Origin of the sequence: Pseudomonas sp. 5P_5.1_Bac1 (genome assembly GCF_025466015.1) — a bacterium.
Classification (GTDB): domain Bacteria; phylum Pseudomonadota; class Gammaproteobacteria; order Pseudomonadales; family Pseudomonadaceae; genus Aquipseudomonas.
In genome coordinates this window covers 18,993-42,048 of the sequence record NZ_JANLNX010000056.1, presented here as the reverse complement: position 1 = coordinate 42,048, position 23,056 = coordinate 18,993, and the positions used below count along the sequence as shown (strand labels likewise).

Annotated in this window: 22 protein-coding genes; 15 read left to right on the top strand and 7 right to left on the bottom strand. The window is 64.8% G+C overall.

The window, feature by feature from the left end; translation table 11 throughout:
- From NTD82_RS12625 to NTD82_RS12615, 3 genes are all read left to right on the top strand, one after another.
- The gene (locus NTD82_RS12625; RefSeq protein WP_262128971.1) at nt 1-570 is read left to right on the top strand and encodes a sarcosine oxidase subunit gamma; all 570 of its coding nucleotides are present in this window, start codon (nt 1-3) and stop codon (nt 568-570) included.
- Nucleotides 571-611: 41 nt separating this feature from the next.
- Entirely contained in the window at nt 612-1,382 is a 771-nt protein-coding gene (locus NTD82_RS12620) for an IclR family transcriptional regulator (RefSeq protein ID WP_095159292.1), read from the top strand.
- A gap of 182 nt (nt 1,383-1,564) precedes the next feature.
- Nucleotides 1,565-2,920: an APC family permease gene (locus NTD82_RS12615; RefSeq protein WP_262128970.1), complete on the top strand. Its 1,356-nt coding sequence runs from the start codon at nt 1,565-1,567 to the stop codon at nt 2,918-2,920.
- A 36-nt stretch (nt 2,921-2,956) separates the two neighbouring features.
- Here NTD82_RS12615 and hrpB read toward each other — a convergent pair whose 3' ends face one another.
- Nucleotides 2,957-5,482, bottom strand: coding sequence for an ATP-dependent helicase HrpB (gene hrpB / locus NTD82_RS12610; protein WP_262128969.1), 2,526 nt, complete (start codon nt 5,480-5,482; stop codon nt 2,957-2,959).
- Between the two features lie 119 nt (nt 5,483-5,601).
- On the opposite strand from hrpB, the gene NTD82_RS12605 reads away from it, so the two are divergent.
- Together NTD82_RS12605 and NTD82_RS12600 are read left to right on the top strand one after the other, a co-directional pair.
- On the top strand, nt 5,602-6,021 hold the full coding sequence (locus NTD82_RS12605; protein WP_095159295.1) for a polyribonucleotide nucleotidyltransferase: 420 nt from the start codon (nt 5,602-5,604) through the stop codon (nt 6,019-6,021).
- Between the two features lies 1 nt (nt 6,022).
- Nucleotides 6,023-6,895, top strand: a complete 873-nt coding sequence (locus NTD82_RS12600) for a cation diffusion facilitator family transporter (RefSeq protein WP_262128968.1) — start codon at nt 6,023-6,025, stop codon at nt 6,893-6,895.
- A 67-nt stretch (nt 6,896-6,962) separates the two neighbouring features.
- Here the strand turns inward: NTD82_RS12600 and NTD82_RS12595 are convergent, their stop codons facing one another.
- A complete protein-coding gene (locus tag NTD82_RS12595; RefSeq protein WP_262128967.1) occupies nt 6,963-7,790 on the bottom strand; it encodes a DUF6515 family protein in 828 nt (275 codons plus the stop codon).
- Between the two features lie 399 nt (nt 7,791-8,189).
- Here NTD82_RS12595 and NTD82_RS12590 point away from each other — a divergent pair, with 399 nt between their 5' ends.
- Both NTD82_RS12590 and NTD82_RS12585 read left to right on the top strand, forming a co-directional pair.
- Nucleotides 8,190-8,666 carry an Lrp/AsnC family transcriptional regulator gene (locus NTD82_RS12590; RefSeq protein WP_009394930.1) on the top strand — a complete coding sequence of 159 codons (477 nt, stop codon included), beginning with the start codon at nt 8,190-8,192 and terminating at the stop codon, nt 8,664-8,666.
- A 55-nt stretch (nt 8,667-8,721) separates the two neighbouring features.
- A complete protein-coding gene (locus NTD82_RS12585; protein ID WP_095159298.1) occupies nt 8,722-8,928 on the top strand; it encodes a DUF2788 domain-containing protein in 207 nt (68 codons plus the stop codon).
- Between the two features lie 3 nt (nt 8,929-8,931).
- Here the strand turns inward: NTD82_RS12585 and NTD82_RS12580 are convergent, their stop codons facing one another.
- The 4 genes from NTD82_RS12580 to NTD82_RS12565 form a co-directional block, all read right to left on the bottom strand.
- Nucleotides 8,932-9,561 carry a pseudouridine synthase gene (locus NTD82_RS12580; RefSeq protein ID WP_262128966.1) on the bottom strand — a complete coding sequence of 210 codons (630 nt, stop codon included), beginning with the start codon at nt 9,559-9,561 and terminating at the stop codon, nt 8,932-8,934.
- A gap of 6 nt (nt 9,562-9,567) precedes the next feature.
- The gene (amn, locus tag NTD82_RS12575; protein WP_095159300.1) at nt 9,568-11,040 is read right to left on the bottom strand and encodes an AMP nucleosidase; all 1,473 of its coding nucleotides are present in this window, start codon (nt 11,038-11,040) and stop codon (nt 9,568-9,570) included.
- A gap of 66 nt (nt 11,041-11,106) precedes the next feature.
- Nucleotides 11,107-12,759: an acyl-CoA dehydrogenase family protein gene (locus NTD82_RS12570; RefSeq protein ID WP_262128965.1), complete on the bottom strand. Its 1,653-nt coding sequence runs from the start codon at nt 12,757-12,759 to the stop codon at nt 11,107-11,109.
- An 85-nt stretch (nt 12,760-12,844) separates the two neighbouring features.
- A complete protein-coding gene (locus tag NTD82_RS12565) occupies nt 12,845-14,830 on the bottom strand; it encodes a sensor histidine kinase (protein ID WP_262128964.1) in 1,986 nt (661 codons plus the stop codon).
- 260 nt (nt 14,831-15,090) lie between these two features.
- Between NTD82_RS12565 and NTD82_RS12560 the strand changes: the two genes are divergently transcribed.
- The 4 genes from NTD82_RS12560 to NTD82_RS12545 all read left to right on the top strand — a co-directional run bounded on the left by NTD82_RS12560 (nt 15,091) and on the right by NTD82_RS12545 (nt 18,605).
- Complete coding sequence (locus NTD82_RS12560; RefSeq protein ID WP_262128963.1) at nt 15,091-15,888, top strand: hydroxymethylpyrimidine/phosphomethylpyrimidine kinase; 798 nt, start codon at nt 15,091-15,093, stop codon at nt 15,886-15,888.
- A gap of 27 nt (nt 15,889-15,915) precedes the next feature.
- Nucleotides 15,916-16,542, top strand: a complete 627-nt coding sequence (thiE, locus tag NTD82_RS12555; RefSeq protein ID WP_262128962.1) for a thiamine phosphate synthase — start codon at nt 15,916-15,918, stop codon at nt 16,540-16,542.
- Between the two features lie 16 nt (nt 16,543-16,558).
- The gene (gene hemL / locus NTD82_RS12550; RefSeq protein WP_262128961.1) at nt 16,559-17,842 is read left to right on the top strand and encodes a glutamate-1-semialdehyde 2,1-aminomutase; all 1,284 of its coding nucleotides are present in this window, start codon (nt 16,559-16,561) and stop codon (nt 17,840-17,842) included.
- 214 nt (nt 17,843-18,056) lie between these two features.
- Complete coding sequence (locus NTD82_RS12545) at nt 18,057-18,605, top strand: tetratricopeptide repeat protein (RefSeq protein ID WP_095159306.1); 549 nt, start codon at nt 18,057-18,059, stop codon at nt 18,603-18,605.
- A gap of 20 nt (nt 18,606-18,625) precedes the next feature.
- On the opposite strand, the gene NTD82_RS12540 is transcribed toward NTD82_RS12545, so the two are convergent.
- A complete protein-coding gene (locus tag NTD82_RS12540; protein WP_095159307.1) occupies nt 18,626-18,952 on the bottom strand; it encodes a DUF1820 family protein in 327 nt (108 codons plus the stop codon).
- Nucleotides 18,953-19,196: 244 nt separating this feature from the next.
- Here NTD82_RS12540 and NTD82_RS12535 point away from each other — a divergent pair, with 244 nt between their 5' ends.
- The 4 genes from NTD82_RS12535 to lnt are packed head-to-tail and all read left to right on the top strand — an operon-like array spanning nt 19,197 to nt 23,053.
- A complete protein-coding gene (locus NTD82_RS12535; protein WP_095159308.1) occupies nt 19,197-20,195 on the top strand; it encodes a PhoH family protein in 999 nt (332 codons plus the stop codon).
- Nucleotides 20,188-20,682 carry an rRNA maturation RNase YbeY gene (ybeY, locus tag NTD82_RS12530; RefSeq protein ID WP_262128957.1) on the top strand — a complete coding sequence of 165 codons (495 nt, stop codon included), beginning with the start codon at nt 20,188-20,190 and terminating at the stop codon, nt 20,680-20,682. The genes NTD82_RS12535 and ybeY overlap by 8 nt, the downstream gene beginning before the upstream one ends.
- 5 nt (nt 20,683-20,687) lie before the next feature.
- Nucleotides 20,688-21,527: an HlyC/CorC family transporter gene (locus NTD82_RS12525; RefSeq protein ID WP_095159310.1), complete on the top strand. Its 840-nt coding sequence runs from the start codon at nt 20,688-20,690 to the stop codon at nt 21,525-21,527.
- A gap of 8 nt (nt 21,528-21,535) precedes the next feature.
- Nucleotides 21,536-23,053, top strand: coding sequence for an apolipoprotein N-acyltransferase (lnt, locus tag NTD82_RS12520; protein WP_262128955.1), 1,518 nt, complete (start codon nt 21,536-21,538; stop codon nt 23,051-23,053).
- The last annotated feature ends 3 nt before the right edge of the window (nt 23,054-23,056 follow it).

The window sequence follows — 23,056 nt, the reverse complement described above, 5'->3', positions numbered from 1 at the left end:
ATGACCAGCCTCAACCCTATCGAGCGCTGCGCGCTCATCGACCTGACCGACCTGCCGCGAGTGGGCTTTCGCGGCGCCGATGCCGCCGCCTGGCTGCAACAGCGTGGCTACGAACTGCAGCCGGCACCCAACCAGGCCGTGTTTCTCGCCGACGGCACGCTGGTGGCACGGCTGTCGCATACCGAGTATCTGCTGCTGGGCAGCCTGGTGGATCGCGGCGAGCGCATTGCCACCGAAGAAGCTGGCTGGCAGTTCAGCGAGCAGCGCAATTATCTGCTGCCGCGCCAGGACAGCCATGCCTGGGTGCAGTTGTCCGGGCGGCATGTTGCCGAGGTGATGGCCAAGCTGTGCGGCGTCGACCTGCGCAGCGAAGCCTTCCCTGTGGGGAGCGTGGCGCAGACCTCGGTGGCGCGGCTCAATGCGATTGTGATCAATGCCGGGAACGCGGAGTTGGCGCGGTTCCACATTCTTTTTGATCGGGCTTCGTTGGCGTATTTCCAGGACGCGCTGCTGGATGCGATGGGGGAGTTTGGGGGGTTGCCGGTGAGCCTTGAGAGTTTGCTTGGCTGATCTATTTTGGGGCCGCTCTGCGGCCCTCTCAGGAGACCCCAATGACCGCCATCGAACCCACCGACTACCACGTCCCCGCGCTGCAACGCGGCCTCGCCATCCTCGGCATGTTCAACGCTCGCCAGCGCACCCTGAGCATGCAGGACATGGCCGAGCGCCTGGCGGTCAGCCCCTCCGCCGTCTACCGCATCGTGCAAACGCTGGTGGACATGGGCTACCTGCGCAAGGTCGGGCGCAGCGATTTCGAACTGGGCAGCCGGGTCATCTCCGACGGCTTCGCCTACCTCGCCAGCCGCGACATCGTCGAAGTCGCCATGCCCCACCTCAACGACCTGCGTGACCGCACCTCGCTGTCCTGTCACCTGAGCATTCGCGAACAAACCGACAGCCTCTACATCTACCGCGCCTTCGCCCCGCAGCGCCTGACGGTGAACATCCCCATCGGGACCCGCCTGCCCTGTCACGGCACAGCCCTGGGCCGGGTACTGCTGACGGCCTTGAACGACAACGAACTGAGCCAGCTTTACCAGCACGTGCGCCTGGACGACTACCCGCCGCCAGCGCCCCGCACCCTGCCGGAACTGCGTCAGTTGATCGCCCAGGACCGCGAGCGCGGCTGGGTGCTGCACCGCTCGGATTACTCCACCGCCATCGCCACCGGGATCCGCGATCACAGCGGCGCCATCACCGCCGCGATCAACCTGTCCGGGCCGGATGCGGTGATGAACACGCCCGCAGCGCAGGAGGCGTTTCTCGATGCCCTGCTGGCGGCGAGCGGGGAGATTTCGGCGGCACTGGGGTTCAACGCCTGAAGGCGCTAGCGCTCTAGACCGGGCATCTCGGCAATCACACCTTGCGCGCATGCACTATCAATTCGCTTACGGTGCTTTGTCCCCGGCTGCTAGCCTAGCCCGCACACAGGACACGTTCGGCAGGTATCGCCGCCGCGCAGTTTCATGCGTGCAACCGTATAAAAAAAATAACGGGACTCCAGATGACCACTACCCAACACACCCTCACCGCGAAGGGTGACGAACAGCTTCGTCGCGTGCTCGGGCTGCCCGCCCTGGTCTTTTTCGGGCTGGTGTACATGGTGCCGCTCACCATCTTCACCACCTACGGCATCGTGACCGAAACCACCGGTGGCAGAACCGCAGGCGCCTACCTGGTGACCCTCGCCGCCATGCTCTTCACCGCCGCGTCCTACGGCATCATGGTTCGCCGCTTTCCGGTAGCGGGTTCGGCTTACTCCTACACCAATATCGCCTTCGGCTCGAATGTCGGCTTCCTCGCCGGCTGGTCGCTGCTGCTCGATTACCTGTTTATCCCGATGATCAACTACCTGTTGATCGGGCTGTTCCTGAACATCGCCTTCCCCGCCATTCCGGCCTGGGTTTTCGTCCTGGTGTCGATCGCCCTGGTGACCGTGCTCAACGTCCTCGGGATCCGCTCGGTGGCCAAGGCGAGCAACCTGATCGTCGGCGCGCAGGTGATTTTCATCGTCGTGTTCGTGGCCCTGTCCTGTAACTCACTGGGCAATGCCGGACCTGTCGATTACCTCTCGCCGCTGCTGGGCGACGGTAGTCAGCCTGGCTTCAACCCGCTGATGGCTGGCGCCGCGATCCTGTGCCTGTCGTTCCTGGGCTTCGACGCCGTATCGACCCTCGCCGAGGAAACCCGTGACGCCCGCCGCACCGTGCCGCGCGCGATCATGCTGACCACCCTGGCGGCGGGCGTGCTGTTCACCCTGCTGGCCTACCTCAGCCAGTTGGCGATCCCGGGCAGCCACTTCGAAAACGCCGACACCGCCGCCAATGAAGTGATGTTCACGGTCGGCGGCCAGTTCCTCGCCAACTTCTTCACCGCGGCTTTCGTGGCGGGCAGCCTGGGCTCGGCACTGGCTTCGCAAGCGGCCGTCTCGCGGATCATCTACAGCATGGGCCGCGACAAGCTGCTGCCGGAGCGCTGCTTCGGCACCCTGTCGGCGCGCTTCGGCACCCCGGTCAACGCGACCCTGCTGGTGTCGCTGATTTCGTTGGTGGCGCTGGTCATCGACCTGGGAACGCTGGCGTCACTGATCAGCTTCGGCGCACTGGTGGCCTTCTCGGCGGTGAACATGGCCGTGCTGCGCACCCACCTGTTCGCCAAAGGCCAGCCGAAAAACCTGCTGCTGCACGGCGTGGTGCCGCTGGTCGGCCTGGCCCTGACGCTGTGGCTGTGGACCAGCCTGTCCGCCCTGACCCTGAGCATCGGCCTGGCCTGGTTCAGCGTTGGCGTGGTCTACCTGCTGGTGCTGACCAGCGGCTTCCGGCGCAACGTGCAGGTTGCTGACTTTTCGGAAGCTGGCTGAGAGTCACCTGAAACCTGAGTGCGCTTTACGGCGCACTCAGGTCCCCCGCGGCTTGGCCCGCGCCGTTGCTTCCGCCACCAGCGGATCATCCGGCCAGTAGTGCTTCGGATACCTCCCCTTCAAATCCTTCTTCACTTCGGCGTAGGTACTGCGCCAGAAGTTCGCCAGGTCCTGGGTCACCTGCACTGGCCGCCGCGCTGGCGACAGCAGGTGCAGCAAGACCGTCTGCCGACCTTGGGCGATGCGCGGCGTGTCGGCCAGGCCGAACAGTTCCTGCATGCGGACCGCCAGCACCGGCGGGTGCTCGCTGTAATCGACGCGGATGTTCGAACCCGAGGGCACGCTGATATGCACCGGCGCCCATTCGTCCAGGCGCTGCGGTAGCGGCCACGGCAGCAAATTGCGCAGGATCGAGGAGAGGTCGAGCTGGGCGAAGTGGCTCAGGCGGGTGACCTTGCCGAGATACGGCTGCAGCCAGTCCGGCAGGGTCGCCAGCAAGGCGTCGTCGCTCAGGTCCGGCCATTCGCTCTCAGCCCCCGCGGCGAGATCGAGTTGGCGCAGCAGCGTCACCCGCGCCTGCCACTGGCGCAGTTCCGGGGTCCATGACAGTAGCGCCAAGCCCTTGCGTCGCACCAGGTCGAGCAAGGCGCGGGCACGGGCGTCGGCGTCCAGGCCGGTCAGCGGTTCGCGGCTGAGTACCAGTTCGCCAAGCTTGCGCTGGCGCTCGGCGCGCAGGACGTTTTCCTTTTCATCCCACTCCAGTTGCTCGACCACGCTGACCTGCTCGGCGAGCACGTCATCGAACAGCGCCGGATCAAGCTCGGCGGCCAGGTAGATGCGCTCTTCGCGCTGGCCCTGGCGGCTGCCGAGATCGGCGACCACCAACCAGGGCTCTTTCATCAAGGCATCGGCCTCGCCGAACTGCGCGGCGCGACCATTGGCCAGCCGGTACTCCGCGCCGCCAGCGCGGCGCTGCTGGGCCACCCGGTCCGGGTAGGCCAGCGCCAGCAGCGCGCCGAGCCAGCGCGGGTGATCCGGGTCGGCGACGGCGGCGCCGGCTTTGCCCCGCAGATAGCCACGGTACTGGCGCGACAACTGCCGCGCCCGCTGCACGCCACCTTGGCCGCCACGGTTGGCGCGGGTTTCGCCGCTGAGCAGGCTCAAGCGGCTGTGCAGGTCGGCGCCCGCACCGCGAAGAATGTCGCGCTCGCCGAGCAAGGCGGCGACATCACAGGCCATCGCGGTCAACCCCAGGTCCTGGCCGCGCAGCAACAGGTGGGCGATACGCGGATGCGCCGGCAGTTCGGCCATCGCCTGGCCGTGCGCGGTGAGGCCGAGGCGCTCCGCCGTCAGCGCGCCCAGGCGCAGGAGCAGGTCCTGGGCCTGGGCGTACGCGGCGGCGGGCGGTACATCGAGCCAGCGCAATTGCGCCGGGGTCACGCCCCAGCGGCTGAGTTGCAGGGCCAGCCCGGAGAGGTCGGCCTGGATGATTTCCGCGGTGCCATAGGCCGCGAGTTGCTCGTGCTGGGCCTCGGACCACAGCCGGTAACACACGCCCGGCTCCAGACGCCCGGCGCGACCCGCACGCTGGGTCGCGCTGGCGCGGGAAATACGCTGGGTATCGAGGCGGGTCATGCCGCTGCCCGGGTCGAAACGCGGCACCCGCGCCAAGCCGGCATCCACCACCACCCGCACGCCATCGATGGTCAGGCTGGTCTCGGCGATGTTGGTCGCCAGCACCACCTTGCGCGTGCCCGCCGGGGCCGGCTCGATGGCGGCGCGCTGGGCGGACAGGTCAAGTTCACCATGCAGCGGGCACAACAGGACGTCGGCGCGGCCATCCAGTGCGTCCTGCAAGGACTGATGCACGCGGCGAATCTCGGCCTGACCCGGCAGGAACACCAGCAGGCTGCCGCTTTCGTCGTCCAGCGCCTGCAGCACCGTGTCCACAACCCGTGGCTCGATGTACTCGCCTGGCTGGAACGGCCGGCTCCAGCGCATCTGCACCGGGAACATGCGGCCTTCGCTGCTGATCACCGGGGCGTCGTCGAGCAGCGCCGACAGGCGTTCACCCTCCAGCGTCGCGGACATCAGCAGGATTTTCAGCGGCGAATCATCGCGCAGCAGTTCGCGACCATTGAGGCTCAGGGCCAGGGCGAGGTCGGCATCAAGGCTGCGTTCGTGGTACTCGTCGAAGATCAGCAGGCCGACGCCCTCCAGCGCCGGATCGTCCTGCAGACGGCGGGTGAGGATGCCTTCGGTGACCACTTCGATGCGCGTGCGCGGGCCGACCTTGCTGTCCAGGCGGATGCGATAACCGACCGTCTCGCCCACCTTTTCGCCCAGTTCGCTGGCCAGTCGTTCGGCGGCAGCGCGGGCGGCCAGGCGCCGTGGTTCGAGCATCAGGATGGTCTGCCCGGCCAGCCACGGCTCGTTCAGCAGCGCCAGCGGTACGCGGGTGGTCTTGCCGGCGCCAGGCGGTGCTTCGAGCACGGCTTCGTGGCGTTGCGCCAAGGCTTCGCGCAGCGCTGGCAGAACGGCATCAATCGGTAAGGAAATCATGGTAGCCCTCAAACAATGGGGCGAGTATAACGGCGAACCCACCCTGCCCTATCATGGTCTTATCCCCTGAAGCCGGCCTTTTGCCGGTATCGTTGCGGCTTTCATTGCGGAGACTCTCAATGCGTATTTCTTCCCGTGTCACTGGCGGCGCCCTGATCGCGGCCCTGCTGACCCAGCTCACGGCCTGCGGCACCCTGTTCTACCCCGACCGCCGCGGCCAGATCGAAGGCAAGATCGACCCGGTGATCGTCGCCCTCGACGCGGTCGGCATCCTCTTCTATGTGATCCCCGGCCTGATCGCCTTCGGCATCGACTTCGCCAGCGGCGCGATCTACCTGCCGGGCGGCAGCACCGCGCAAGTCTCGCCAGAGAAGCTCAACGAAGCCATCGGCGCTGACGGCAAAGTGGACAACACCCGCCTGCAAGCCATTATCGAAAGCGAACTGGGCCAGCGTCTGCCGCTGAACGACCCACGCCTGATCCAGCACAAAGGCAGCACCGAACAACTGGCGATGTACGGCCTGGTTCCTGCCGCCTGACATGACCACCACCTCCGCCGAGCACGCTCGCCTGCTGCGCCTCGCCACCCGCGCTTCGCTGGCGGTGGCGTGCATCCTGATCGTCAGCAAGGCGATCGCCTGGTGGCTCAGCGGCTCGGTCAGCCTGCTGGCCGGCCTGACCGATTCGCTGCTCGACGGCGCCGCGTCCTTTCTCAACCTGATCGCCGTGCATTACGCGCTGCGCCCCGCCGATGAAGATCACCGTTACGGGCACGGCAAGGCCGAAGCGCTGGCGGGCATGGCGCAGGCGCTGTTTATCAGTGTCAGTGCGGTGCTGATCGCGTTTCAGGCCGTGGAGCGGCTGCAGAACCCTCAGCCGCTGGGCAATGCCGGGCTGGGCGTGGCGGTGATGGTGTTGTCGCTGGTGCTCACCGTGGCGCTGCTGATGGTGCAAGCGCGGGTGATCCGCATCACCGGCTCCACGGCGGTGCGGGCTGATTCGCTGCATTACCGTTCCGACCTGCTGCTCAACGGCAGCATCCTCGTCGCCCTGTTGCTGGCAGCGTTTGGCTGGCCGCAACTGGATGCGTTTTTCGGCTTGGGGATTGCGGTCTACATCCTCTGGAGCGCGCTGACCATCGCTCGCGAGAGCTTTGCCACGCTGATGGATGAGGAATTGCCGGCGGATGTCAGCGAGCGGATGCTCGGTCTGGTGTGTGCGGTGCCGGGCGTGGCCGGGGCGCATGACCTGCGCACGCGGGTTTCGGGAAATCGCTGGTTCGTGCAGGTGCATCTGGAATTGCCGGGGGCGTTGCCGCTGACCCAGGCGCACGGGTTGTGCGAGGACGCGGCAGCGGCGATCACACGGGAGTATCCGCGGGCCGAGGTGCTGGTACATGCGGATCCGGTTTAGGGGTGATCTCCAGGGCCTCAATCGCGGCGGTTCGGCACCCCGACACGCCAGCGATTGAGCCCCAAGATCAGTTGACGCTATACCCCCGCCCCGCCATGCAAGCCCCCATCGCCCGCCGATAGGTGTCCGCCACCTGCACCGGTGGCGCCTGGTTGGCATAGGCCGGGTCGAAACCACTCTGCTCCACCGCCCAGCGATGGCATTGGTAGCGGTCCTGCTCGACCTGCTGCGGCGGCTGGCCCTGCATCGGATAGGCGATCACGTCATAGCCACTGCCCTGCACCGGCACCGGCTGCTGGACCTGCGGCGGATTGACCACCACGTAGTCGCGGCTGTCATTCAGGTACTGGTAATAGGTGTCCGCCACCAGGAAGAACAACGCCCCGCCGATCCACATCTCGCGGGCGTAATCCGGCAGGTAGCTCACCCGCACGCCGTAAGGCGGGGTCACCACGACGTAGCCGCCGCCATGCGGGCGATACCAGTAGCCGCCAGAGAAAAAGTAGTCCTGGCCGCGATACGGCACCCGCGAAAAACGATCAGGGAAACGGTCGATGGTGTGTCCCGGCCGGTATTGCGGTCCCGGGCCCCAGCCATTGCCATGCCCGCTGGGGCGGCCGTTCCAGCTCGGCTGCTGCGGCCGTTGACCGCCCTGGTTGCCCTGCCAGTTCGGATTACCCTCGTTGCGCCGGGGGATGTCCTGGTAATGGCCCTGGCGCGGCGGCTGGGTCTGTCGCACCTCGTCAGGCCGCTGGCCCAGCGGCGATCCCTGCTGGTGCTGCTCGCCACCTCGGGACTCCGAAGGCCCGCGGTGATCCCGCTCGTCATCGGCATGGACGCCCAGGCTCAGGCAGAGCACGCCGACACCCACCAACGGCCAGATACGCAAGGTCATGCTGTTCCTCTTTCATCGTAGGAAATGATCACAGCGCCACTCTAGCAGGCGCAGTTCCGGTCGCCAGATGAAATCTCGGACATTAAAAAAGGGCGACCGTTGGGTCGCCCTTTGAGAATTTTGTCCTGGCTCGGCGCTTGTGACGCCGGCTCACCTCACACCTGTCTTGTGGACCGTGTGTAGCCCGGGGGCCAAGCACAACCCTGTGGGATTGCTGGCCGCGACTGTCCTGATTGAGTCAGTCGCCGTGGACGTGTGTCCGGGCAGTGATTCTGGAAACAATCATAGGAAAATAGAGGTGATAGAGGATTGCGAAGATTGCGGAAAAAAACACCACTTGCGCAATTTTTTACTAAATATTAATAATTGTCAGCAATTCAAACAGAAAAGGCCTGATCGATGAGCAAGCTGGACCGCTATGACCTGAGCATTCTCGCCGAATTGCAGCGCGACGCACGCATCTCCAACCAGGAACTCGCCGAGCGCATCGGGCTGTCGCCCTCGCCCTGCTCGCGACGGGTCAAGCAACTGGAAGACGACGGTTTCATCTCCCGCCAGGTCGCGCTGCTGGACCGCAAAAAGCTCGGCCTGAGCCTGACTGCCTACGTGCTGATCGGCATGGACCGACACACACCCGAGCGTTTCGAGACCTTCGAAGCGGCGATCCGCAACCTGCCGCAGGTACTGGAATGCAGCCTGGTCACCGGGATGGACGCCGACTACCAGCTCAAAGTGGTGGTGCCGGACATGGATCATTACCAGAAACTGCTGCTCGGTCACCTGACCCGTATCGAGGGCGTGACCAGCGTTCGCTCAAGCTTTGTCCTGAATCAAGTGTTGGCCAGTACGGAGCTGCCGCTGACGCACCTGCGTTAGTCAGCCCTGAGGGTGAGGCGTATACTTGCGCGCCTCACGCCGCCGGAGAAAATCGATGGATCCTGTGTTGTTCGAAGAGTGGATGATGACCATCCTCGTCACCATCCTGATTGGTTTCATGGGCTTCATCGTCTGGGACCTGGCAAAGAAGTCCAAGGCCGGCAAACTCGGCACGTTCATCCTGTTTTTCGCGCTCGGCCTGGGTGTCCTCGCCTTCGTCATCAAGAGCGTGGTGATCACCTGGATCGAGCTTCATCAGTAAGCCTCAGCGCTTCGCAGGCACTTCCTTCCACTGGCCTGGCTCAAGCCCGTCCACAGTCCAGTCGCCGATCCTGACCCGCACCAGACGCAGGGTCGGCAGCCCCACCGCCGCGGTCATTCGTCGCACCTGGCGGTTACGCCCTTCCTTGATGATCAACTCCAGCCAAGAGGTCGGCACGCTCTTGCGAAACCGCACCGGCGGATTGCGTGGCCAGAGGTCCGGCTCTTGCAGTTGCCGGGCCTGGGCCGGCAGGGTCATGCCGTCATTCAGTTCGACGCCGTCGCGCAGGCGCTGGATCTGCTCTTCGTTCGGCTCGCCTTCCACCTGCACCCAATACGTTTTTGGCAGCTTGTGCTTCGGGTCGGCGATGCGCGCCTGCAACTGGCCGTCGTTGGTCAGCAGCAGCAGGCCTTCGCTGTCGCGATCGAGGCGACCGGCGGGATAGACGCCGGGCACCGCGATGAAATCCTTGAGGGTCGCCCGCCCCTCGCCGTCGCTGAATTGGGTCAGCACGTCAAAAGGCTTGTTGAACAGGATCAACCGCGACTCGGCCGGCGGCGCCTTGGGCGGGCGTCGCGGACCGGCGGGTTTTGCCGCGGGGCGGCGCGGCGTGGAGCGTGGGGGTAACGGCATGGGGCCTCAGCGGAACGGCGGCTCGTCAAAACTGCGCAGTTTACGCGAGTGCAGCGAGTTCAGTTCGGTGCGCAGCAGATCGAGGGCGGCGATGCCGATCTTCAAGTGCTGGCTGACGGCGCGGTTGTAGAAGGCGTTGGCCGCGCCCGGCAGCTTGATCTCGCTGTGCAGCGGCTTGTCGGAGACGCACAGCAACGTGCCGTACGGCACCCGCAAGCGATAACCCTGAGCGGCGATGGTGCCGCTTTCCATGTCCACCGCCACGGCGCGCGACAGGTTGATCAACGGTCGTTCCTGAGCCCAGCGCAGTTCCCAGTTGCGGTCGTCGTAGGTCAGCACGGTGCCGGTGCGCAGGCGTTTCTTCAGTTCGTCGCCACGTTCGCCGGTGACCTGCGCCGCCGCTTCCTGCAAGGCCATCTGCACTTCGGCCAGGGCCGGGATCGGAATGTTCGGCGGCACCACGCGGTCGAGAATGCCGTCGCGCCGCATGTAGGCGTGGGCCAGCACGTAGTCACCGATGGTCTGCGACTGCCGCAGGCCGCCGCAGTGGCCGATCATCAGCCAGCAATGCGGACGCAGCACCGCCAGGTGGTCGGTGATGTTCTTGGCGTTGGACGGGCCGACGCCGATGTTGACCAGGGTGACACCATCGCCATCGGCGGCGATCAGGTGATAGGCCGGCATCTGGTAGCGGTGCCAGACCACCCCGGCCACCAGCGCCTGGGCCTCGCCGTTGTCCATGGCCTTTTCGATGATGACGTTGCCCGGCAGGACCATGCGCACGAAGCGCGGGTCGTCGCGCAATTGTTCAAGGCCATGGCTGATGAACTGGTCGACGTAGCGGTGGTAGTTGGTCAGCAGGATCCACGGCTGCACATGGCGCCAGTCGCTGCCGGTGTAATGCACCAGGCGGCGCAGCGAGAAGTCCACCCGCGCGGCGTCGAACAGCGCCAGCGGCAGGGTCTCGGCGCTGCCCCAGTCGTACAGGCCGTCAGCGATACCATCGGTGGCGGCGGACAGGTCGGTGCTCGGGAACACCCGCGCCAGCGCCGCGGCGGTGATGCCGGTGCCGGCCAGTTCATCGCCCTGCTCGACCACGTAGGGGTAAGGAATGTTCTGTTCGCTGACGCCCACTTCGACGGTGACGGTGAAGTCCTGCATCAACGGGCGCAGTTGCTCCAGCAGGTAGCCTCGGAACGCCGCCGGATGGGTCACGGTGACGCTATAAGTGCCCGGCAACTGGACCTTGGCGTAGGCCCGGGTGGTGGCGGCGACCTCACCGTTGTAGTGATAGGTCAGGCGCAGTTCGGGATAGCGGAACTGCGCACGCTCGTCCGCATCCGGCTCGGTACGGTCCTTCAGGTAGCGCTTGAGCGCCTGGCTCAAGGCGGTAGTCGCGTTTTCGTGCAGGGCCGCGAGGCGATCGACAGCTTGCTCGGCGGTTTCTACGACAACGAAGGCTTCATCAAAACGGCTCACTGGTTACTTCCTGTCTGACATGCAGGTTTCCATCTTGCCTACATCCGCGGCCAAAGGCACGCCCGTTCAGAGCGGCCAGGCCGGCGTGGCCCGTTGCACCAGCGCGGCGACGTCCACGCCTCGCGGCAAGGTGCCATAGACCCGCCCGCCGCCACTGAGCCGGCTGGCGATAAAGGCGTCGCTCACCGTGGCGTTGCCCGCCTCCAGCAGCAGCTTGGCCTGCAGACCGACGGCGATTTCTTCGACCAGTTGCCGGGCGCGGTACTGGATATCGCCGGTGTCGGCGAACGCCGCCTTGAGGTTGCCGATATGCGCGGCCAGACGCGGGTCGCCGTGGCCGTCGCCGAGTTCGGCGAACAGGCTGTCGAGAACACCCGGCTCTTTGGACAACGCCCGCAGCACGTCCAGGCACTGGACGTTGCCCGAGCCTTCCCAGGTCGAGTTCACCGGCGCCTCGCGGTACAGCCGCGGGAGAATGCTGTCTTCGACATAACCGGCGCCGCCCATGCATTCGGCGGCCTCGTTGATCATCGCCGGGGCGCGTTTGCAGATCCAATACTTGCCCACCGCCGTCACCAGCCGGGCGAAGCGGGCCTGGTGCGGATCGTCGAGATGGTCGAGGGCGTGGCCCATGCGCAGGCTCAGGGCCAGCGCCGCTTCGCTTTCCAGCGCGAGGTCCGCCAGCACGTTTTGCATCAGCGGCTGTTCCGCCAACAGGCGGCCGCTGACCTGACGGTGCGCGCAGTGATGGGCCGCCTGGGTCAGGGCCTGGCGCATCAACGCGCTGGAGCCGACCATGCAATCGAAGCGGGTCATCGCCACCATCTCGATGATGGTCGGCACGCCGCGGCCTTCCTCGCCGATCATCCAGGCCAGGGCGCCGCGAAACTCGACTTCGCTGGACGCGTTGGACCAGTTGCCGAGCTTGTTCTTCAGGCGCTGCACGTAGAACTCGTTGCGCTGGTCATCCGGGCGATGGCGCGGCAGCAGGAAGCAGCTCAGGCCCTTTTCGGTCTGCGCCAGGGTAAGGAAGGCGTCGCACATCGGTGCCGAACAGAACCACTTGTGGCCGACCAGCTCGTAGGCCTGGCCCGGCCCCGGCGAACCCACCGGGTAGGCCCGGGTGGTGTTGGCCCGCACGTCGGTGCCGCCCTGTTTCTCGGTCATCGCCATGCCAATGGTGACCCCGGCCTTGTGCCGGTCGCCGACATTGCGTGGGTCGTACTCGGTGGCCAGCACCTTGGGCAGCCAGTAGTGCGCCAGCTCCGGCTGCAGTTTCAGCGCCGGCACCGCGGCGAAAGTCATGGTCAGCGGGCAGCCACTGCCGGCTTCGGCCTGGCTGTGCAGGTAGGTCATAGAGGCGCGGGCGACATGCGCGCCTTCCCGCGGGTCGGTCCAGGGCAGTGACGGCAGGCCGTGTTCGACGGCCGTGCGCATCAGTTCGTGATAGGCCGGATGAAACTCCACCAGATCGATCCGGTGGCCGTAGCGGTCGTGGCTGACGAACTGCGGTTTGTTCTGGTTGGCGAGAAAACCCGCCTCCATCAGTGGCCCGCCGGCAAGGGCACCGTAGGCATCGATCCGCGACTCGGCCCAACCGGCCCCGAACCTGCGACTCCATTCCTGCAACGGCAGGTCGAGGCGGTAGAGGTTGGCGCCATCGAGGGACGGCGGCTGGTTGGTGACTTCGTGGGTTTCAGCGTACTGATGCAGGTTCATGCGGGGGCTCCTGATCGATAGGACGTGTCTGAAAAAGCCAGTGAATCACGCCCTACGCCAGGGTCAAAGTGACATAAACGCCACACTAGCCGCGATATGACACCTGCCCGTGGGCGTCGACCTGCGGCGCTGCCAGGGTCACCGCTACATCGAGTTCGAAGCGGCTGCCCTCGCCCGGCACCGAGCTGTGCTGCAATCGGGCATCGATCAGCCCGGCCAGCTTCCGGCAGATCGCCAGGCCAATACCGAGCCCGCCGTATTCACGGCTCATCGAGCCATCGACCTGGAAGAAACGCTGGTACAGCAGGGTCTCGTCCAGCGCGGCGAAGCCAATGCCGCTGTCGCGCACGACGAAACTCAAGTGCAGCGACTGCCCCTGCGCCCGGCCACCCCGCACCTGCAGGCTGACGCCGCCGCGGTGGGTGAACTTGAGGGCGTTGTCGAGCAGGTGGCCAAGGCACAGGGCCAGCTTGTGCCGGTCGCCGACGATCCGGTCCGGCAGTTCTTCCGCCGCGTCCAGGTTCAGCAGCAGGCCCTTGTCCAGGGCTGTCGGGTGGAACCGCCCGCGCAATTCATGCAGCAGGCCACGCAGGCTGAACGGCTCGTTGCGCGCGGCCAGCCGGCCGGCCTGCAGTTCAGTGAGGACGAGGATGTCATCGACCATGCGCATCATGTTCTGCGCAGCAACACTGGCGGTGTGCTGGTAGTGGCCCAGCTCGGCTTCCAGCGGCAGCGTCTGCATCAGTTCCAGCGAGCCGATCACGCCGTTCATCGGGGTGCGCAGTTCGTGGGTCACGGTGGCGAGGAATTGATCCTTGAGGCGGTTGCTGTGGGCCAGTTGCTGGTTCATTTGCTCCAGCGCATGACCGGCTTCGCGCAGGGTTCGTGCCTGTTCGTCACGCATGCCGTTGATCCGGTCGGCCAGGGCCAGCGACAGCAGGCCAACCTCCAGCGCCGCGCCGATCTGGCTGGCGTACATGGTGAGGAAGACGTTGGGCAGGTAGCCGAGCACCATCAGCGTGTTGACCAGGCCACCGAGCAGGAACGCCGACCAGGCGATGATGAAGTAGCGCGCTACCCGCATGCCTCGCCGCCAGGCGAACACGCCGGCGGCAAAGATGCACAGGGTGAAGGCCAGCGCCAGCGCGGTGGCCAGGCGCAAAGCGAGGCCGTAGCTGAACGCCAGCGACATCAACATCACCAGCGCCGAGCAGATCACCAGCCCCAGCAGCAGACGGTCGAAGGCCCGGCTGTGGCGGGACATCTGCAGGAAACTGCGGGCGAACTGGCAACCGAACAGGCCGGCAGCGCCGATGAACAGCGGCGTCGCGGCATTCGCCCACCACGGGCTGTCCGGCCAGAAATAGGCCACCGCCGCACCGTTGACGGACAACTGATAGAGACCGAACGAGGCGATATAAAGGATGTACCAGAGGTAACTGGTGTCGCGCACGCTGACATAGATGAACAGGTTGTAGACCAGCATCCCCAGCAGCACGCCGTAGATCAGCCCGAGCACATAGATCTTCGCCGGCAGGGCTTCCACATAGGCCTGGCTGGACCACAGCGTCAGCGGCGCCTGCACCGAGCCTTCGCTTTGCAGGCGCAGATAAACGGTCAGCGACTGGTCCGGCTGCAAGGGCAGTTCAAACAGGTAGTTGTTCTGGGCGATCTGTCGGCTGGCATACGGCAGCGCATCGCCGGTGCGTTGGACCAGGCGATAACTGCCGCCGGCGTCCGGCAAATACAGCTCAAGGTGGTCCAGCGGCGGGTAGGCGAGCTCGAGCAGCCAGGTGCGCGGCGCGGCCTGGGGCATGGCGTTGTAGTGGAGGTCGATTTTCAGCCAGAACGCGGACTTGGAATAACCGGCGTTGAGCACATCAGCCTGGTGCGGCTGGAAGTGGGTGGCAAAGGATGGCGCACTGACCTGGGCGATGGAGGCACTGCCGTCGTGGTCTTCGAACACCTGCATGACGCGGCCCAGGGGCAGGTTTCGGGTCGAGTCGTCGAACTCCACCGCATCGGCCAGCAACGGAAGCCAGCCCAACAGAACGATCAGCAAATAGCGCATACAGCCCCAGCGTGGCCTGCACGGTCGCGTCGCGATGCCTCCTGTCCGTTTGAGACGACGAAATCCGGCAGTGCCTGATGTCAATTTCGAAGCGCGCAAGTATAGCCGCTCGGCGCTGCCAGCGACCACGGAGAATTTCAAGGCGGCCGCTCTATCCCGGCCTACACAGCCATAAAACAAAATATTTCTGACCGGTCGATCAAAAAACTCGCGCGCGGCGGCAAACCCGCTAAAAGAGTTTGGTGGTAAGCTCGCGCACCATGAATATCTACAGCTCCCGCCCCGTTGTCCTCTGTCTCTCCGGCCACGACCCCAGTGGCGGCGCCGGCTTGCAGGCAGATATCGAAGCCCTGATCGCGCAAGGCTGTCACGCCGCTCCGGCCGTGACCGCACTGACCGTGCAGGATACCGTCAATGTCCAGGACTTCCGCGTGCTCGACCGCGAGTGGGTGCTGGCCCAGGCCAACATCGTCCTGGCTGATTCCGAGGTCGCCGCGGTCAAGCTCGGCATGCTCGGTTCGCTGGAGATGGTCGAGACCGTGGTCGAACTGCTCAGCGCGCACCCGCACCTGCCGGTGGTCTGCGATCCGGTGCTGCGCGCCGGTGGCGGCGGTCGGCTGGGCAAGGACGAAGTTGGCTACGCGATCCGCGAACGCCTGCTGCCGCTGGCAACCATCGCCACGCCGAACCTGCCCGAAGCACGCATCCTCGCCGAACTGCCCGAGGGCACGGCCGACGAATGCGCGGAAAAACTCCTGCCGTTCGTCAAGCACCTGCTGATCACCGGCGGCCACGGCGAAGAAACCGAAATCCACAACCGTCTTTACAGCCGCGACGGCGAGCAATCCACCTGGACCTGCCAGCGCCTGCCCGGCAGCTACCACGGTTCCGGCTGCACACTGGCCAGCGCCCTCGCCGGCCGCCTGGCCCTTGGCGAGCAACTGCCGAGCGCGGTGCGCTCGGCGCTGGATTACACCTGGCGGACCCTGCGCGACGCCGAACAACTGGGCAAGGGCCAGTTCGTGCCCCGCCGCCTGCCCCTGGATTTCTGCTCCTGAAACACTGATTGCTGTGAGGCGCCTGTAATGAAGCTACGCGGTTTGTATGCCATCACCGACAGCCAGTTGCTGGCCGGCCGGTTTCTGCCTTATGTCGAGGCCGCGCTGGAAGGCGGGGTGACCCTGCTGCAATACCGCGACAAGAGCGAAAACCAGGCGCAACGCCTGCGCGAGGCCGAAGCCCTGCGCGACCTCTGCGAGCGCTACAAGACCCACCTGATCATCAACGACGACGCTGAACTGGCCGCGCGCCTGGGCGTCGGCGTGCACCTGGGGCAGACCGACGGCCCGCTGACCCCGGCGCGGACCCTGCTCGGGCGCCAGGCAATCATCGGTTCCACTTGCCATGCCCAGCTTGATCTGGCCGAACAGGCCGCCCGCGAAGGCGCCAGCTATGTCGCCTTCGGCCGCTTCTTCAATTCGGTGACCAAGCCCGGCGCGCCGGCGGCCAACGTCGAGTTGCTGGAGCAGGCCCGCACGCGGATCAAACTGCCGATCGCAGTCATCGGCGGCATCACCCTGGAGAACGCTCCACCGCTGGTCGAGCACGGCGCCGATCTGCTGGCGGTGATCCACGGCCTGTTCGGTGCCGACAGCGCGCAAGAAGTCACCCGCCGCGCCCGTGCCTTCAACGCCCTCTTTACCCGTATCTGATTTGCGAGAGACCACCATGTCCCGTTCCGAAATCCTGTTCGCCAACGCCCAGAAACACATCCCCGGCGGCGTCAACTCGCCGGTCCGTGCCTTCCGCAGCGTCGGCGGCACCCCGCTGTTCTTCAAACACGCCGAAGGCGCCTACGTCACTGACGAAGACGACAAGCGTTATGTCGATTACGTCGGCTCGTGGGGCCCGATGATCCTCGGCCACAGCCACCCGGACGTGCTGGCATCCGTGCGCAAGCAACTGGAGCACGGCCTGTCCTACGGCGCTCCGACCGCGATGGAAACCGAGATGGCCGATCTGGTCTGCTCGCTGGTGCCGTCGATGGAAATGGTGCGCATGGTCAGCTCCGGCACCGAGGCGACCATGAGCGCCATCCGCCTGGCCCGTGGCTTCACCGGTCGCGACAGCATCATCAAGTTCGAAGGCTGCTACCACGGTCACTCCGACAGCCTGCTGGTGAAAGCCGGCTCCGGCCTTCTGACACAGGGCGTGCCAAGCTCGGCCGGTGTACCGGCGGACTTCGCCAAACACACCCTGACCCTGCCGTTCAACGACATCGACGCGGTGGCGAAAATGCTGGCCGAAGTGGGCCAGGACGTGGCGTGCATCATCGTCGAGCCGGTGGCCGGCAACATGAACTGCGTGCCGCCGGCGCCGGGTTTCCTCGAAGGCCTGCGCAGCCTGTGCGACCAGCACGGCGTGGTGCTGATCTTCGACGAAGTGATGACCGGTTTCCGTGTCGCCCTCGGCGGCGCCCAGGCGCACTACGGCGTGACTCCGGACCTGTCGACCTTCGGCAAGATCGTCGGCGGCGGCATGCCGGTCGGCTGCTTCGGTGGCAAGCGCCACATCATGGAACAGATCGCCCCGCTGGGCCCGGTCTACCAGGCCGGTACCCTGTCCGGTAACCCGCTGGCCATGGCCGCCGGTCTGACCACCCTGAAGCTGATCAGCCGTCCGGGCTTCCACGACGAGCTGAGCGCCTTCACCAGCCGCCTGCTGGACGGCCTGCAACAACGCGCCGACGCGGCGGGCGTACCGTTCGTCACCACCCAGGCGGGCGGCATGTTCGGCCTGTACTTCACCGGGGCCGACGATATCGTCACCTTCGAAGACGTGATGGGCAGCGACACCGATCGCTTCAAGCGCTTCTTCCACCTGATGCTGGAAGGCGGCGTGTACCTGGCGCCAAGCGCCTTCGAAGCGGGCTTCACCTCGATCGCCCACGGCGAAACCGAACTGAAGATCACTCTCGATGCCGCCGAGCGGGCCTTCGCCAGCCTGAAGTAAACAGCGGGCAAACATAACGGGGGCGAAAGTCTTGAAGCCAATGGCTTGTAAGACTTTCGCCCCTGTTTATTAAGAATTAACCAAAGGCGTGACAGTTAATTCCGTCTCATTAACAGAAATTCTGGTAAAGACTTTGTAAGGTTGGCGCTGCTTATCCCATAATGTGCCACCAGACACACTTTGGCCGCAGCTTTGCAGAGGTAAGTCGATCACCATGAACCGCGCCGGCCGCGCCCTCGTCCTGGGCTGCCTGTTGCTACTTCAGCCCCTGCTGGCCATGGCAGGCGGTAACTCGTTGCTGATCCCCACCACGGGCCGCTGCACCCTCAACACGTCCCCAGAAGAACTCGCCGACGCGGTGACTCGCTGCAAGCAGTCCGCGCAATCCGGCGATGCCCAGGCGCAATACGAACTGGGTGAGTTCTATCACGATGGCAAGAACACTCCGCGCGACCTCAATCAGGCCCTGAATTATTTCGAGCAGGCTTCGCTGCAAGGCCACGCCGACGCGCAACTGCAACTGGGCACGATGTTCTTCCGCGGCGAAGGCGTCCCCGCCAATAACGTCCAGGCGTATATCGTGCTGAAGATGGCGGCGGTCAACGGCGCCGAGGATGCGCTGGACCTGGCCGACCAGGTGGCGGCGCAGATGCAGCGTGATGAACTGGAAGTCGCCACCCAGGTGCTCGGGCAGATCTTCCGCAAGTATTTGCTGGAGCTGCAGACCGTCGACGGTCGCACCCCCTTCTCGCCACTGCCCTGATCCGGGCTTATTTCTCCGGCTTACTTATCCGAGATAGGCATCGGGAACGGCATCACATTGCTGACGCCCTTGGCCTCACTGATCTTCGGCGTACCCAGGCGCTCGACTTCATCGATTCGCACGATCGAATGCATCGGCACAAAGCTGCGGGTGACACCTTCGAACTGCGCCTTGAGCTTCTCTTCGCTGGGATCGACCACCACCTGGGTGCGCTCGCCGAACACGAATTCCTCTATTTCGAGAAAGCCCCACAGATCACTCTGGTAGATCTGCTTGGCATACATCTCGAATACCTGACCCTGATTGAGAAAGATCACTTTGTAGATGGGGGCTTCACGCTTGGTCATGTTCGGCAGGCAAGATCGGAATCAAAGAGGGCGCGAACTATAGCACAGGCCCTTGGGACCACTGGCGTGGGAACAGTCCGCCACCGGTCCTGCACTGTACACCCGTTGGGTCACCCGATGATCGCGCACGGTGGCGGGCCCGGACAAACCCGCCACCCATTGATCGTTTCAGCGCTTTCGCAGGCACGCGGCTGGGGTTATCCTTCACCACATATTTCTTGCCCAAGGGCGGCTTAAAACAACCTTGAACGCACCCATCGAACCCCATCGTTTCATCCTCGAGCCCTTCGAAGCTCACCGTTTCGCCAACCTGTGCGGCCAGTTCGACGAGCACCTGCGCCTGATCGAACAACGCCTGGCCATCGAAATCCGCAATCGCGGCAACCAGTTCGAATTGATTGGCGAGCCCAAGGTCACCTCCTCCGCCGAGCAACTGCTGCGCCGTCTCTATCGCGAGACCAAGGCCACTGAACTGTCGCCGGAAATGGTCCATCTGTACCTCCAGGAATCCACGGTTGAAGCGCTGGAAAACCCGGCCATCAACGAAGTCAGCGTCTCGCTGCGCACGCGCAAGGGCACCATCCGTCCGCGCGGGCTGAACCAGCAACGCTACGTCAAGGAAATCCTCGGCAACGACATCAACTTCGGCATCGGCCCGGCCGGTACCGGCAAGACCTACCTCGCGGTAGCCTGCGCCGTGGACGCGCTAGAGCGCGAACAGGTGCGACGCATCCTGCTGGTGCGCCCGGCGGTAGAGGCGGGTGAAAAACTCGGCTTCCTGCCCGGCGACCTGGCCCAGAAGATCGATCCGTACCTGCGCCCGCTGTACGACGCCCTGTATGAAATGTTCGGCTTCGAGCACGTGACCAAGCTCATCGAGCGCCAGGTCATCGAAATCGCCCCGCTGGCCTACATGCGTGGCCGCACGCTGAACAACAGCTTCATCATTCTCGACGAGAGCCAGAACACCACCGTCGAGCAGATGAAGATGTTCCTGACCCGCATCGGCTTCGGCTCCACCGCCGTGATCACCGGTGACATCACCCAGGTCGACCTGCCGCGTGGCACCAAGTCGGGCCTGGCCCATGTCATCGAGGTGCTCAAAGGCGTGCCGGGCATCACCTTCACCCATTTCCAGCCCAAGGACGTGGTGCGCCATCCACTGGTGCAACGCATCGTCGAAGCCTACGAGCGCTTCGAAGACCAGCAGGCCAAGGCTGAAGGCAAACCGCGCAATGCTTGAACTGGACCTGCAACGGGCGACCGAAGCGGCCGCCCCCGATGACGCCCTGTTCCGCCGCTGGTGCGAACTGGCCCTGCGCCAGCGCACTGCCGACTCGGAAATGACCATCCGTCTGGTGGACGAAGCTGAAGCCCGCGAACTGAATCACACGTACAGGCACAAGGACTACGCCACCAACGTACTGTCCTTCCCCGCCGACGTCCCCGACGACATGCTCGATATTCCGCTGCTGGGCGATCTGGTGATCTGCGTGGCAGTGGTCGAGCGTGAAGCCGCCGAGCAAGGAAAGTCCCTTGAAGCCCACTGGGCGCACCTGGTCATCCATGGTTGCCTGCACCTGTTGGGCTACGACCACATCGATGACGATGAGGCCGAGGAAATGGAAGCACTGGAACGAACGTTGCTAGCAGAACTGGGTCATCCGGACCCTTATGCCGACGACGAAAACGACACACCTCACACCGATATCTGCAAGGACCACGAGTAACCGCCATGAGCGAAGATCGATCGAGCAACGGGCAAAAGTCCTGGCTGGGCAAACTGACCCAGGCTTTTGCCCATGAGCCGAAAAACCGCCAGGAGCTCCTTGAGCTGCTGCGCGAAGCCCACCAGAACAAGCTGCTCGACAGCGAAGCGCTGACCATCGTCGAAGGCGCCATCCAGGTCGCCGACCTGCAGGTGCGCGACATCATGGTGCCGCGCTCGCAGATGATCAGCATCAAGTCGTCGCAGTCGCCCCGCGAGTTCCTCCCGGCGATCATCGACGCCGCGCACTCGCGCTATCCGGTGGTTGGCGAAAGCCACGACGATGTCCTCGGCGTCCTGCTCGCCAAGGACCTGTTGCCGCTGATCCTCAAGGAGAACGGCGACAGCTTCAACATCAAGGACCTGCTGCGCCCGGCCACCTTCGTGCCCGAATCCAAGCGCCTGAACGTCCTGCTGCGCGAGTTCCGCGCCAACCATAACCACATGGCCATCGTCATCGACGAATACGGCGGCGTGGCAGGTCTGGTGACCATCGAGGACGTGCTGGAGCAGATCGTCGGCGATATCGAGGACGAGCACGATGTCGAGGAAGACAGCTACATCAAACCGCTGCCCAGCGGTGATTTCCTGATCAAGGCGCTGACCCCGATCGAGAACTTCAACGAGTTCTTCGACAGCGAGTTCTCCGACGACGAGTTCGACACCGTCGGTGGCCTGGTCATGAGCGCGTTCGGGCACCTGCCCAAGCGCAACGAAACCACTGAAATCGGGCCGTATCGCTTCCGTATCCTCAACGCTGACAGCCGCCGGATACACCTGCTGCGCCTGACTCCCGTCACCCGCTAAGGACCACCATGCGTTGGATCACCCGCCCCGGCTGGCCCGGTAACCTGCTGGCCGTGGCGGCCGGCGCCCTGACTCCGCTGGCGCTCGCGCCGTTCGATATCTGGCCGCTGGCCTTGCTGTCGCTGGGTCTGTTCTACCTCGGCCTGCGCGAGCTGAGCCCGCGCCAGGCGCTAGGTCGCGGCTGGTGCTACGGCTTCGGCCTGTTCGCCGCCGGCACCTGGTGGATCTACGTCAGTATCCACACCTACGGCGGTGCCTCGGCGCTGCTGGCCGGCGGGCTGATGCTCGCGTTCTTCGCCTCCATCGCCTGGTTCTTTGCCCTGCCCGCCTGGCTCTGGGCGCGCTGGCTGCGGCGCAACGAAGCGCCACTGGCCGACGCCTTGGGCTTCGCCGCCCTGTGGCTGGGCCAGGAAGCCTTCCGCGGCTGGTTTCTGACCGGCTTCCCCTGGCTCTACGCCGGTTACAGCCAGCTTGACGGCCCACTCGCCGGCCTCGCGCCGGTGGGCGGCATGTGGCTGGTGTCCTTCACGCTGGCATTGACCGCCGCGCTGCTGTGCAACCTGCGTCTTCTGCGCCAGCGCAAAGCCTTCCTCGCGGCCGGCATCGCCTTGCTGGTCGGCCCGTGGACCATCGGCCTGGGGCTCAAGGGGCATGCCTGGACCGTGCCGTCCGGCGATCCCCTGAAGGTCGCGGCCATCCAGGGCAACATAGAACAAAGCCTGAAATGGGAACCCAACCAGTTGCGCAGTCAACTGGAGCTGTACCGCGACATGAGCTTCACCAGCAAGCCGGTTGACCTGATCGTCTGGCCGGAAACCGCGGTGCCGGTGTTCAAGGATTCGGTGCAAGGCTATCTGGACATGATGAGCGGCTTCGCCGGAGATCGGCATTCCGCGCTGATCACCGGGGTTCCGGTGCGGCAGATCGAACACGAGCAGCGGCGCTACTACAACGGCATCACCGCGATCGGCGAAGGCGACGGCACCTACCTGAAACAGAAGCTGGTGCCCTTCGGCGAATATGTTCCGCTGCAAGACCTGCTGCGCGGCCTGATCGAATTCTTCGACCTGCCCATGTCCGACTTCGCCCGCGGCCCGGCCGACCAGCCACTGCTGCAGGCCAAGGGCTACCAGCTTGCGCCGTTCATCTGCTACGAAGTGGTCTACCCGGAACTGGCCGCGAGCCTGGCGGCACGCAGCGACATCCTCCTGACCATCAGCAATGACACCTGGTTCGGCAAGTCCATCGGCCCGCTGCAGCACCTGCAGATGGCGCAGATGCGCGCCCTTGAAGCCGGACGCTGGATGATCCGTTCGACCAACAACGGCGTTACCGGCCTGATCGACCCGTTCGGTCGCATCACCGCGCAGATTCCGCAGTTCGAACGCGCCATCCTCTACGGCGAAGTGGTGCCGATGCAGCAACTGACGCCTTACCTGCAATGGCGTTCGTGGCCGCTGTTGATCCTCTGCACGCTGTTGCTGGGCTGGGCATTGCTGACCAGCCGGATCGCCAAGACGGTCTGAGCC